Origin of the sequence: Paenarthrobacter aurescens, assembly GCF_041549525.1 — a bacterium.
In the GTDB taxonomy this organism is placed as follows: Bacteria; Actinomycetota; Actinomycetes; order Actinomycetales; family Micrococcaceae; genus Arthrobacter; species Arthrobacter aurescens.
This window is the reverse complement of the sequence record NZ_CP157456.1, coordinates 3,997,797-4,010,455: the sequence shown is the minus strand read 5'-3', so window position 1 is coordinate 4,010,455 and position 12,659 is coordinate 3,997,797. Positions and strand designations below refer to the sequence as shown.

11 protein-coding genes are annotated in these 12,659 nt (G+C 60.8%); 5 read left to right on the top strand and 6 right to left on the bottom strand.

The window, feature by feature from the left end:
- Positions 1-18: 18 nt before the first annotated feature.
- Together ABI796_RS18585 and ABI796_RS18580 are read left to right on the top strand one after the other, a co-directional pair.
- Positions 19-777 (top strand): ABC transporter ATP-binding protein, encoded by a 759-nt coding sequence (locus ABI796_RS18585; RefSeq protein ID WP_141283831.1) that lies wholly within the window; start codon positions 19-21, stop codon positions 775-777.
- A 196-nt stretch (positions 778-973) separates the two neighbouring features.
- On the top strand, positions 974-4,618 hold the full coding sequence (locus ABI796_RS18580; protein WP_141283832.1) for an LPXTG cell wall anchor domain-containing protein: 3,645 nt from the start codon (positions 974-976) through the stop codon (positions 4,616-4,618).
- Between the two features lie 82 nt (positions 4,619-4,700).
- Here ABI796_RS18580 and cycA read toward each other — a convergent pair whose 3' ends face one another.
- The 5 genes from cycA to ABI796_RS18555 form a co-directional block, all read right to left on the bottom strand.
- Positions 4,701-6,161, bottom strand: coding sequence for a D-serine/D-alanine/glycine transporter (gene cycA / locus ABI796_RS18575; RefSeq protein ID WP_141283833.1), 1,461 nt, complete (start codon positions 6,159-6,161; stop codon positions 4,701-4,703).
- 162 nt (positions 6,162-6,323) lie between these two features.
- Complete coding sequence (locus ABI796_RS18570) at positions 6,324-7,085, bottom strand: ABC transporter permease (RefSeq protein WP_141283834.1); 762 nt, start codon at positions 7,083-7,085, stop codon at positions 6,324-6,326.
- Entirely contained in the window at positions 7,082-7,879 is a 798-nt protein-coding gene (locus tag ABI796_RS18565; RefSeq protein ID WP_141283835.1) for an ABC transporter ATP-binding protein, read from the bottom strand. The genes ABI796_RS18570 and ABI796_RS18565 overlap by 4 nt, the downstream gene beginning before the upstream one ends.
- Positions 7,876-8,241: a DUF1048 domain-containing protein gene (locus ABI796_RS18560; RefSeq protein ID WP_141283836.1), complete on the bottom strand. Its 366-nt coding sequence runs from the start codon at positions 8,239-8,241 to the stop codon at positions 7,876-7,878. Before ABI796_RS18560 ends, ABI796_RS18565 begins: the two co-directional genes overlap by 4 nt.
- Before the next feature lies 1 nt (position 8,242).
- Complete coding sequence (locus ABI796_RS18555) at positions 8,243-8,572, bottom strand: PadR family transcriptional regulator (protein WP_141283837.1); 330 nt, start codon at positions 8,570-8,572, stop codon at positions 8,243-8,245.
- Positions 8,573-8,685: 113 nt separating this feature from the next.
- Between ABI796_RS18555 and ABI796_RS18550 the strand changes: the two genes are divergently transcribed.
- The 3 genes from ABI796_RS18550 (at position 8,686) to ABI796_RS18540 (ending at position 10,964) form a co-directional block, all read left to right on the top strand.
- Positions 8,686-9,192 carry a GNAT family N-acetyltransferase gene (locus ABI796_RS18550; RefSeq protein ID WP_141283838.1) on the top strand — a complete coding sequence of 169 codons (507 nt, stop codon included), beginning with the start codon at positions 8,686-8,688 and terminating at the stop codon, positions 9,190-9,192.
- 63 nt (positions 9,193-9,255) lie between these two features.
- Positions 9,256-9,696 carry a MarR family winged helix-turn-helix transcriptional regulator gene (locus tag ABI796_RS18545; RefSeq protein WP_141283839.1) on the top strand — a complete coding sequence of 147 codons (441 nt, stop codon included), beginning with the start codon at positions 9,256-9,258 and terminating at the stop codon, positions 9,694-9,696.
- Positions 9,697-9,725: 29 nt separating this feature from the next.
- A complete protein-coding gene (locus ABI796_RS18540) occupies positions 9,726-10,964 on the top strand; it encodes an MFS transporter (protein ID WP_141283840.1) in 1,239 nt (412 codons plus the stop codon).
- 67 nt (positions 10,965-11,031) lie between these two features.
- On the opposite strand, the gene ABI796_RS18535 is transcribed toward ABI796_RS18540, so the two are convergent.
- The gene (locus tag ABI796_RS18535; protein ID WP_141283841.1) at positions 11,032-12,501 is read right to left on the bottom strand and encodes a sugar porter family MFS transporter; all 1,470 of its coding nucleotides are present in this window, start codon (positions 12,499-12,501) and stop codon (positions 11,032-11,034) included.
- Positions 12,502-12,659 lie beyond the last annotated feature (158 nt).

The following is a 12,659-nucleotide window of genomic DNA, read 5'->3' as shown; positions in this document are numbered from 1 at the left end:
GATGAGTGGGCTCTGCCCATGATCACTGTCCGCAACGTCACCAAGCGCTACGGCGGCACCACCGTGCTGGACGATGTGAGCTGCGAAATTCCCCGCGGCGGCATCACCTCCATCATCGGACCCAACGGTGCCGGCAAGTCCACGCTGCTCTCCCTGATCAGCCGCCTGCAGCCCATGGATTCAGGGGGAGTGTCCGTTGCCGGCTTGGATGTCACGGCAACTCCCAGCAAGGAACTGGCCAGGACCATGGCCATCCTTCGGCAGGAAAACCACCTCACCATGCGTTTGACCGTGCGGGATCTTGTGGCATTCGGACGCTTCCCGCACAGCGGCGGACGTCCCACGGTGGAGGACCTCGAGCACGTTGAGGAAGCCATCCGGCAGCTGGACCTGACATCCATGGCGGACAAGTTCGTGGATGAGCTCTCCGGGGGACAGCGGCAACGGGCCTATATTGCGATGGTCCTGGCGCAGGACACCGAATACCTGTTGCTCGACGAGCCCCTGAACAATCTGGACATGAAACACTCCGTGGAGATGATGCGGCTGTTGCGGCGACTGGCCGACGAGCTCGGGAAGACGATCGTGCTGGTGGTCCACGACATCAACTTTGCATCCTGCTATTCGGACACCATCCTGGCCATGAAAAACGGCCGGCTCATTCATCAGGGCACGCCCTCGGACATCATGCGCGCCGGGATGCTGCACGATGTCTACGACATCGATATTCGCATTGAAGAAATCGACGGCAACCGCATCGGCGTGTACTTCGCCTGACGCTTTTCCGCATCCCGCTCCAGGGTTATCCACATACGGCTGCGACCCCAAAACTCTTCGTCACGATTCCGGGACCTCCCCCACTAGCAATAAGAGAGAGCGAACGCTCACTTATTGAAATGCCGGTTTACCCCGCCCCTCGCGCCGCGTTGCATGCCGCCGGGACGGTGGCCCGGGACTAGCAAGGGAGCACTGAATGTCCGTATCACTGTCATGGGGCCGTTTCGGCCGGCGTGAAAAGACGCCGGGTCCGAGGAAGGACTCCACGGTCATACCTCGGATACCCCCGTCACGGCAACGCGCTGTGATGCGGACTCCGGCGGCGGCCCTGGCCGTGGTGGTGGGTGCGGGATCGCTGATGCTGGGAGTCTCTCCGGCAATGGCGGCCGCCGGAGACTTCACCATTTCCCTCTCTGCCCCGGAAACGGTGCCGCTGAGCCAGAACTACAACTACACCGCCACTGTTGATTTCACCGGTGTTGATGCGTCCCATCCGGCAAGTGGCGTAGCAATGACCACAACGCTCCCGGAGGGCACTACATTCGCGGGGCTCCCCACCGGTACTTCGTCGCCGGTATTGAGCCATAGTTATGATCCGGCTACCCGCGTGCTGAGCATGATCCTCAACGAGACTACCGAGGACCTCCTCAGCGTGGTGTACACGGTCTCGCAGGTGGACAACGAGAAAAAGTATGAGGGTTTTCCGTTGAACACGGTGATGACCGGTACGGGCGGACCCAGCGGCCAGGTAACGTCCGGGCCGGTCACGTCAAAAGTCACCGGCCCCCATGACTATCGGGCGCAGAAAATGGCCACCACCATCACTGGATCCACCCGCCGTGAGGTGACCTACCGGTTCAACGTGTGCTCGGAGGAAAGCTACCTGAGTTTTTCCGCTTACGCACAGAAACTCACTGATGTCTTTCCCGCCGGTGCAGAGTTCGCTTCCGCTTCCACCGGTCTGGGCTCCTGGGACACGAGCGCGTGGCCCCAAGCCACCTGGACCCACAACGAGCGGTACGACCACACCGGATACTGCTTGGACCGGAGCAACACCGGCATCTGGCTCACCGTCCGGTATCCCCGGGATGTTGCTGGTTGGGAAGACGGCCAGAGGCCCCCGGTCAATACCGTGACCCTGGAGACCACGGACGCCAACGGTGTGGTCAGGGCCGGCAAGCCCGCTGCTTCGCAAGGGCCTGTCTTCAGTCCCGGTGGTGGGGTAACAACGGCGATCGAGAAATATTCGGGAGGCCGAACCTCGGCAGGAATGATCGCCAGGAGCACCTACGTCAATGCCTCCTACCTCGGGCCCAGGGACAGCCCACGGGCCGAGGACCTCGTTATTACCGATAGCGGTACAAGCGGCGGCCCGTCTGAAGAGTGGTTCCACCATAACGATGTCACCGCCATCAACGCGGTTTTCAGTCCTGTGTTGGCTACGGAGGACCTTCCCTACACGCTGGAGTACCAGACCGATTTCTCCGATGCGTGGCAGAGCTTCACGCCCGCCAAGCCCACTACCAGCACCAACTTGTCGCTGACCGTACAGAACACAGGTTCAAACAGTTGGGAGTTGTTCGGCGGGAACAACACCCTCAACGTGCCGCCGGGCTCCACCCTGACAGGGTGGCGAATCTCTGTTGCACCCGGCGCTGAGTCCGTGCCGGTTGGTTCGGAAGTGCGGGTCACTGTGGGAAGCGTGCCGGTCTTCCGTGACGTCACCGACGGCGTGGTTGCTCCGGACAGCCCTGCGGGTATTGCACCAGGGCCGGTGAACAACACTGCCACTTTGAAAGCGGGCGGGCTGACGGGTCAGGCCTCTGACGTCTTCAGCCCGGTGGATTCGGTGTACCTGACCACCAACGTCTCGGCTCCAACGGTCCTGAGCGTGGGTGATGCCGGCACCATCAAGGCTGGCATCGTCAACCAAAATCCCTCCGAAACCTACCAGGATGCAGTGATGTCCGTAGTGCTGCCGTGCGGAGTCCTCTACGATCCCAGCAAGACCATCACTCCCGTGACGGACGTTGTGGTGGGAGTGGAGCCCATCCCGGCAATCGGGAACGGCGTGACGGTCGATTCCACCTCGCGGGTCACTGATGCCGCGGGATGTGAGGTGCAGGTTGTAACCTTCACGTTCGATCACATCAGCCCCATGAGGGACCCGAGGGAAGCTTCTCATCGCAAGGTTGAAAACACAGGGTGGCAGTACCTCATCCCTGTTACGGTCCTTGCCAAGGCCTACAACCCCTCTGCCTCATCCATCCAGGTGGAATCGTATGCCTCAACAGGAGATCAGCGTTTCATCGAGCGGGCACACGGCGGCACAGCTGAGCAAACAGTGCCGATGATCGGCTACGCGCCCTTCTTCGGTGAAGACATCCACAATTTTGATGCTGCGCGGACAAGCATCGCCAAAGCAACCGGCCGGATATCCATCAACACCGCCGGGGGCTTGCTGCTCGATAAACTGTCCGGTTCCTCGGAAACAGGTCCCTGGTCCTTGGCCACCACCGTTGACGACTCGGCGTTCTGGCAGATTTACGTCAGTAACGTCCTGCCCAACCCCATTACCGGGGCCAACTTCTTTGACCGTTTGCCGGCTGTGGCAACAAATGACGATTTCGACGTCGTCCTGTCCGGAGCCGTAACCGGCGCCCCGGAGGGGGCAAAGATTGAGTATTCCACTGACGCCACGGATGCCACCTCGGGTGTTTGGACCACTGATCCGGCCAACGCCACGGCCTTCCGGGTGGTGATTGACGTCCTGGCCACCGGCGAAGATTTCACCCTGCTGGTTCCCACCAAGGTGTTGGGAAATCCAGGCTTCGGAGAGAAGGCGAGCAACGTACTCGTCGCCACAGGAACGTATAACGGGCAGTCGGTGCAGTTTGCCACTAACGAGGCTGCTGTGAATATAGCGGGTACTTCTGCGTTGGCTATCGAAAAGAAAACCAATGGAGAGGATGTTAAGGCCGCTCCGGGACCGCAGGTGCTTCCCGGCAGTGACGTGAAGTGGTCCTACACCGTGACGAACACTGGCGATGTAGCTCTCAAGGATGTGCTGGTGGTTGATAAGGACAGCGCCGGCCGTGAGGTGTTCTCCGGGAAGATTCCCTCGTTGGCGCCCGGTGCCTCTGTTGAGTTGTCGGCTCAGGGCAAGGCTGTTGAGGGACAGTACAAGAACACTGTGCAGGCAGCGGCCGCAAACCCGCTTGGTGGTCCGGACCTGAGTGCCTCTGACGATTCCTACTACTTCGGTGCCGTGCCTGGGCTGAAGGTGGACAAGCTGGTCTCCACGCACCAGGAAGGTCCATGGAGCGAGGCCGTGAATATCAGCCCGAATGAAATGGTTTACTGGCAACTCAGCGTGACCAACACCGGCAACACGGTGCTGACGGATGTCCGATTCGACGACCCCGCACTGGGGGCCATTGAGCCGGTAGCCACTCTGGCCCCGGGGGAGACGGTCAGCCGGGTAATTGCACAAGCCAACGTCACTGAGTCCTACATCAACGTGGTGGTTGCCTCGGCAACGGTGCCGGGAGGGGAAGGGCCCACTGGGACTGACTCGGGGGAGGTTGTAGTAGAGCAGGTGGCAGTTGTGCCGCCCGTCCCTTCAGTTATTCAACCGACTGCAACTCCACCCAGTGAAATTCCGCCCAGTGAAATTCCGCCCACCGGGGCTGCTCCCGCTCCTGCTGTGACGCCCCTCCCTGCCACGGACGAACTCCCGGACACCGGAGCCACCGGCGTCATGGTGGGGCTTGCCGGCGCTGCAGTGCTTCTGATTGCTGGTTGCTTGGCGCTGGTGGCCAGTCGCCGGCGGAGCGCCTAACGCGGGGCCTGAGGTGAGTTAAACCAGCGACGTCGGCACCCAAGCCAGGGTGCCGACGTCGTGGTTTCTCAGGGTTTGTAACTTAGCGTGTAGCCGCGGTTTCTCCTTCAGCCATGGCCTTCCATTCAGCCACTCGGGCCTGGTGCAGGGGCGTTCTGCGGACGATTCCATAGGCCACGCCGAGGATGGCGAACCAGATGGGCGTCACCAGCAGGGCCGTGAGCGTATCCGGCTGGGTGGTCAGCGCCCACACCAGGAATGCGAAGAACGCGAACACCACCCACACCATGGGGATGCCGCCGGGCATCTTGAACGGTGAGGCTGCGTGCTGTTCGGGGCGGCGTTTGCGGTACACGAGGTAACTGGCCAGGATGATGGACCAGACGAACATGAAGCAGACTGCGGACACCGTGGTCACCATGTCGAACGCCACGCCCACGTCCTTGCCTGCGTACAGGAGTGCGACGCCGGCCAGCAACAGAACGCAGGACAGGAACAGTGCATTTTGAGGTACTTTGCGGCTGGAAAGACGGCCGAAGAGCTTGGGTGCGTCGCCGTCGTTGGCCAAGCCGTAAACCATGCGGGACGTTGAGTAGATGCCCGAGTTGGCGGAGGACATAGCTGAGGTCAGGACCACGAGGTTGACCACGGTGGCCGCCATTCCCAGTCCTGCCAGGGAGAACATGGCAATGAACGGGCTCTGGCCGGCTTTGAACTCGGTCCACGGCGTGACGGACATGAGGATGATGAGGGCGCCTACGTAGAAGAGCATAACGCGCAGGGGAATTGCGTTGATGGCGCGGGGGAGGTTGTGCTCCGGGTTCTTGGTTTCGGCGGCGGCAGTGCCCACCAGTTCGATGCCCACAAACGCGAAGACGGCGATCTGGAAACCGGCCACAAACCCCATGAATTCCTTGGGGAAGAATCCGCCATGGCTCCACAGGTTGGTGAAGCTGGCCGTTCCTGCGTTGGACTGGAAGCCGGTGAAGATCATCACCAGGCCCACAACAATCAGGGCCACGATTGCAATGATCTTGATCAGCGCGAACCAGAACTCGGTCTCACCGAAGGCCTTCACCGTGGGAAGGTTCAGCAGGAGCAGGATGATGATGGTGGCCAGCCCCGGGATCCAGAGCTGGATTCCCGGCCAGAGTTCGTCCGCGTAGCCTGCGATTGCAATGACGTCTGCCACGCCCGTCACTACCCAGCAGAACCAGTACGTCCAGCCGGTGAAGAAGCCCGCCCAGGGCCCCAGAAGATCCCCGGCGAAGTCGCTGAAGGACTTGTAGTTCAGGTTGGACAACAGCAGCTGGCCCATGGCTCGCATGACGAAGAAGAGCATGAAGCCGATGATCATGTACACGAAGATCACGGATGGACCGGCAACGGAGATGGTTTTGCCGGAGCCCATGAAGAGGCCGGTTCCAATAGCACCGCCAATAGCCAGGAGTTGGATGTGGCGGTTGCTGAGCGAGCGTGACAGGTGGGGCTCGCTGTCCCTGCTGGAGGCGCGGAGCAGCTCCGGTGTTGTCTGGTCGGACATTAGTTCTAGAACCCTTCGAAGGAACCGCCATAATAGTGACGGCCGTTACAAATCTGTTCGATAAAGTTATAGCTAATGTCCGAGCAATGGCGAATCGGTCTGCATGGCGAAAGCCCCTCTTGCGGAAAAGAGGAGCTTTAGCCCTAGTGATAGCCCGAGGATTCAGGCGATGTTGCGCTTATAGGCAGCAGTGGCAAAGGCGTAGGAGACCACAAGGATTCCTGCGCACCAGGCCAACGCAACCCAGATGTCGCCGCCCACCGGGCGCTGGGCGAGCAGATCCTGGATGGTGTTCACAATGGACGTTACGGGCTGGTTTTCCGCGAACCACCGGACCGGGCCCGGCATGGTTTCGGTGGGGACGAATGCTGAGCTGATGAATGGCAGGAAGATCAACGGATAGGAGAACCCGCCCGCGCCATCAACGGACTTCGCCGAGAGGCCGGCGATGATCGCAATCCAGGTCAGCGCCAAGGTGAACAGGGCCAGGATGCCCGCCACTGCCAGCCAGTCAAGGACGTTGGCCGGGCTGCGGAATCCCATGAGAAGTGCCACCACTACGATGATCACCAGTGAAAGCCCATTGGCCACCAGCGAGGTCAGCACGTGCGCCCAGAGAACGGCTGACCGTGCAATCGGCATGGACTGGAACCGCTCAAAGATGCCGCTCTGCATGTCTGTGAAGAGCCGGACTGCGGTGTAGGCGATCCCGGATGCAATGGCAATCAGCATGATGCCCGGGAGCAGGTAGTTCACGTAGTTCTCGGTGTTGGTCCTGATGGCGCCGCCGAAGACGTACACGAACAGCAGCATCAGCGCGATCGGGGTGATGGCGGTGGTGATGATGGTGTCAACGCTGCGGAAAATGTGCCGCATTGAACGGCCCAGCAGGACCGAGGTATCTGCGAAGAAGTGGGTGCTCATGACCTGTCCTTTACTGACTCGCTGCCTGCAGCAGGCTTGTTGCTGCCGGTGCCCACCAACGCCAGGAAGATGTCCTCCAGGCTTGGCTGCTTCTCGACGTATTCGATCTTGGCCGGCGGGAGCAGTTGCTTGAGCTCGGCAAGGGTTCCATTGGCGATGATGCGGCCCTCGTGAAGGATGGCGATCCTGTCCGCGAGTTGTTCAGCTTCATCAAGGTACTGCGTGGTGAGCAGCACCGTGGTCCCTCTCTTGGCAAGGTCTTTGACGATCTGCCATACCTCAAGGCGGGCTTCGGGATCCAGGCCCGTGGTGGGCTCGTCCAGGAAGATCACCTGCGGGCTGCCGATCAGACTCATTGCTATGTCCAATCGCCTGCGCATGCCTCCCGAATAGCCCGCCACCTTGCGGCCACCGGCCTCCGTGAGGCTGAACTGCGCCAGCAACTCATCAGCTATGGCGCCCGGGTTCTTTAAGTGCCTCAACTTCGCCACCAAAACCAGGTTCTCTTTGCCGGTAAGAACCTCGTCCACTGCTGCGAACTGCCCGGTGAGGCTGATGGACTGCCTCACCTGCAGCGACTCGGTGGCCACATCAAAACCTTCGACGACGGCCGAGCCGGCGTCGGCTTTGAGCAGGGTGGAGAGGATCTTCACCATGGTGGTCTTGCCTGCCCCGTTGGAGCCCAGCAGGGCAAAGATACTGCCGGGGGCAACCTCGAAGTTTACGCCCCGGAGTACGTGGAGGTCCTTGTAGGACTTCTCAATGCCCTCCACCCGGATTGCTGCAGCGGTCATGATTCCGCCTCCTTCGCTTTATTGATTGCCTTGTTGAGGCGCTCGCGTTCTTTGTCGATCCAGCGCTTTCCGCCGTAGGCCTGGGCGAAGGATTCGGCGAACTCCACCGGATCTTCGCCCACAATCTCGCTGACGGGAGTGCCGTCCAGTGCGGCGCGTTCCCAAAGGTCTGCGAAGTCCGTGAGCATCTGGACCATGGTGTCGCCCTCGGTGACGCCGCCGTAGTACATCAGGTACCGGTTGAAAGCGGTTGCTACGGTGAGGTACGGCTCAGGCAGGGCATCGAGCCGGGCCTTTGCCTGCTTGTACTGCTTCTTCTGCTCGAGTGATCCGGTGACCAGTTCGATCCATTTTGCGGCCATGTTATTTTCCTTCCTTGCGGAGCTCTTCAATCCGTCCGGACAAGAAGCTCCAGGTGTTCCAGAATTCGTTCAGTTCTTTTTCGCCCTGTGTGTTGAGCGTGTACACCTTGCGGGGCGGCCCTTTTTCGGATGGACGCTTCTCAACATCCACCAGTCCCTTTTGCTCGATCCTGACCAGCAGCGCGTACACGGTGCCTTCAGCGATCTCGGTGAATCCCTGCTCCCGGAGCAGCGTGGTGATCTCGTATCCGTACGCTGCCTTTCCGGTGAGAAGGGCAAGGACAATGCCCTCCAATGTGCCTTTGAGCATCTCCGTCATTTGCTTGCCCATCGGACACCTCCCTCACTACTCAGTATTACTAGCTACCACTACATAGTAGAACTAGGTACCGGTACTTAGCAATACTGAGTTCCAAGGAATATCGGCCAGGGTGGCATGCTGGGGTGGTGACCACAGATTCCAGTGCCGAACCCGTCCTGTTGACTGCCGCCGTCGAGCATGGAACTTTCACTCTTCGCCGCGCCCGCAAGGGCGATTTGCCGCGCATCCTCGCGTTGCTCGCAGATGACCAATTGGGTGCCACTCGTGAGAATGCCGACGATTTAGCGCCCTATGAGCAGGCTTTTGAAGCGATCGACGCCGACCCCGCGCACCTTTTGGTGGTGGGCGAGTTGGATGGGGATGTGGTTGCCACGTTCCAGCTCAGCTACCTCCCGGGCCTGTCGCGCAAGGGATCATGGCGTGCGCAGATCGAGGCGGTCAGGGTGTCGGGCGCGCTGCGGGGGCGGGGGGTCGGGGCGTTGATGATTCAATGGGCGGTTGATCAGGCCAGAGAGAACGGCTGCTCCCTGGTGCAGCTCACCACGGATAAGTCCAGGATTGCCGCTCATCGTTTTTATGAGCGGCTGGGCTTCGCGGCCAGCCACGAGGGCATGAAGCTCACCCTCTAGCGCATCCGTTTTGGTGCGTTCAGCATTGACATTTAGGTACCCTAACTATTAGGCTACCTAAATATGAACACCTTTGATCCCCGGCTGCTGGACCTCGCCCAGGAATTCCGCGAGTCGCTGCGGCTCGGCGTCTATATGTCCCGCCGCCTCGACCCCGAGGGAGAACTCACCGCTGCGCAGCTTAGCCTGCTCTCCATGATTTCCAACGGGGGCCTGCGGGTGGGAGATATCGCCAAGAACCTGGGCATCAAAGTCCCCAGCGCCACGGAGCAGATCATCAAGCTCGAACGGGCGGGCCTGATCACACGCCAGCCCGATCCCGACGACTCGAGGGCCGTTCAAGTAGTCATCACCCAGGCGGGTACCGCCGCCGTCGAGTCCGCCAACCAGCGGCGAAACGCCATGGTGGCCGAGCTGCTCCAGCAACTCAGCAGCACCGAAATCGAGCATCTCGCGGCGGCACTGCCCGTAATCACCAGGATCAGCAGCTCGTTCCAGAACTAAACAAAAAAGCACCGACAAGGAGCAAGTGAATGTCACGCCAGTTGGCTGACGCTTCAGCAAGCGCCGAAACAACGATTGAAAACACCCTGGAAGCTGAAAAAGCTTCCTTCCTCAAGCAACCCAAAGCAGTATGGGCCACTGCGCTCGCAGCCGTATTCGCCTTCATGGGCATCGGCCTCGTAGACCCGATCCTCCCCGCCATTGCAAAGAATCTTGAGGCTTCCACGAGTGAAGTCTCCCTGCTTTTCACCAGCTATTTCCTGGTCACCGCAGTGGCCATGCTGATCAGTGGATTCGTGTCCTCAAGGATCGGTGGAAAGAAAACGCTGCTGATCGGATTGGCGATCATTGTGGTGTTCGCGTCCTTGTCCGGCCTGTCCGGCAGCGTTGAGCAGCTGGTGGGTTTCCGGGCAGGTTGGGGCCTTGGTAACGCGTTGTTTGTGGCGACTGCTTTGGCAGTAATCGTCGGCGTGGCCAGCGGTGGAACCGGCACCGCCATCATTCTCTATGAAGCAGCCCTGGGCCTGGGTATCTCGCTTGGTCCATTGCTGGGTGCCCTCCTGGGCGGCTGGCAGTGGCGGGCTCCGTTCTTTGGCACCGCGGTTCTCATGGCCGCAGCCTTCATTGCACTGCTGGCACTGCTGCCGAAAACATCCGCTCCGGCCAAAAAATCCCGCCTCAGGGACCCGTTGCTGGCGCTGGGGCATAAAGGTCTCCGCACTACTGCAGCCAGCGCTTTGTTCTACAACTACGGCTTCTTCACCATCCTTGCCTTCACCCCCTTCATCCTGGGCATGGACGCCTACGGTATAGGGGCAGTGTTCTTCGGCTGGGGTGTTGCCGTAGCCGTATTCTCGGTCTTCGTGGCGCCAGTTCTCCAGAAGCGGTTTGGCGCCGTCAAAGTCCTCACCGGCACCCTGGCCGTACTCATGCTGGACCTCGTTGGATTGGGACTGGCAGCCGGGCACTCGGTGACTGCCGTCGTCGTGCTTGTCATTGTGGCCGGTGCCCTGCTGGGCATCAACAACACGGTTTACACGGAACTGGCCATGGGCGTTTCTGATTCGCCCCGCCCCGTTGCGTCCGCCGGTTACAACTTTGTGCGCTGGATGGGTGGCGCGTTGGCACCGTTCGCCGCGGCCCAGCTGGGTGAGCACTTCGGCCCGCAGGTACCGTTCTTCGCCGGTGCGGTGGCCATGATCATCGCCATCCTGGTGGCTTTCGGGGGACGTGCCTACCTCAAATCCCACGAACCGCACTTGGTATAACTCCCTGAAAACACGAATAAGCCCGGCGGAATTGAACTGATCACATCCGCCGGGCTTATCTTGTGCGCTACTTCGCTTCGTCCGAGGCCACCGGCAAGGGCGATACCGGCGCACCCTTGGGAACGAACAGCGTTTCAGCCTGTTCCAAGGACATGCCGTTGGTTTCCGGGACCTTGAACATCACAAAGAAGAACGACGCCGCCGCGAACGCCGCGTACATGGCGTACGTCAGTGGCAGTGAACCTGCCGCCATGATGGGGAAACTGAGGGTGATGGCGAAGTTCGCGATCCACTGTGCGGCCGCGGCCAGTCCGAGGGCACGTGCGCGGATGCGGGACGGGAAGATCTCGCCCAACAGCACCCAAACGAGGGGACCCCACGAGGCGCCGAAGCTGATCACGAAGACGTTGGCTGCCACGAGGGCTACCGGTCCCCACGCACCCGGGAGGCTGATTTCCGAGCCCGTGCCAACGGCGGAGGAGAAGGCCATTGCCATGACGCCGAGGGAAACGGCCATGCCGATGGAGCCGGTAAGCAGGATGGGCCGGCGGCCGATCCGGTCCACCAATGCGATTGCAACAAGGGTCACCAGGATGTTGGTGACGGAAGTGGCAACGGAGATTGTCAGTGAGTCCTTTTCCTGGAAACCCACCGCTTTCCACAGCGTGGTGGAGTAATAGAAGATCACGTTGATGCCAACAAATTGCTGCAGGACGGAGAGGATGATGCCGATCCAAACCACTGGCAGGAGGCCGAACCTGTTGCCGCGGAGCGAGCCCTTCCTGGTGGAGAGCTTCTCTTCCTGGATGGATTCGCGGATCTCGCGGATGTGCCGCTCGATGTCGTCGCCCGGGATGATCCTGTTGAAGATGGTGCGGGCCTGATCTTCCTTGCCGTTGAGCACCAGGAAGTGCGGGGACTCGGGCAGGCGGAAGGCGATCCAACCATAAACCGCCGCAGGCAGGGCGCACGCGATGAACATCCAGCGCCAGGCCTCAATGCCCAGCCAAAGCGTGCCGTCTGCGCCGCCGGCCGAATTGGCGAGCACAGCATCGGAAAGAAGGGCTGCGAAGATGCCCGTGGTGATGGCGAGCTGCTGCAGCGATGCCAGGCGCCCACGGACATGCCTGGGGGAGATTTCGGAAATGTAGGCCGGGGCAATAACGGAGGCCAGTCCGATGCCCAGGCCACCCACCAGCCGCCAGAAGATAAGGTCCCAGACGCTGAAGGCCAGTCCCGTTCCAATGGCGCTCACCAGGAAAAGCAGCGCGCCGATCTTCATGGCCGGGATGCGTCCGTAGCGGTCGGCTATCTTGCCGGCGAAGTAGGCGCCTGCGGCACAGCCCAGCAGCGCAACGGCAACCGCGAAGCCTGTGACGGCCTCGCTCATGACGAACTCGTCAGCCATCGCATCCACGGCGCCGTTGACTACGGAGGAATCGAAGCCGAAGAGGAATCCACCCACCGCGCCGGCGACGGCCAGGCCGATCACCTTCCGTGAAACTGGGGGCGCGCCTTCGGTGCTGGAACTGGACATGGTTCTCCCTTAGGGAATGGGGGGTGGAAGCGATATGCGGGGGACGTCGTCGGCTGTCCGACGGGGACGCCGGTGCACTCGCGCTACACAGTGTGGCACGTCATATCGGCCAAGTTCCAGTCAAGTGACGGACGCTACATGCATTCAGGTAGTTAACG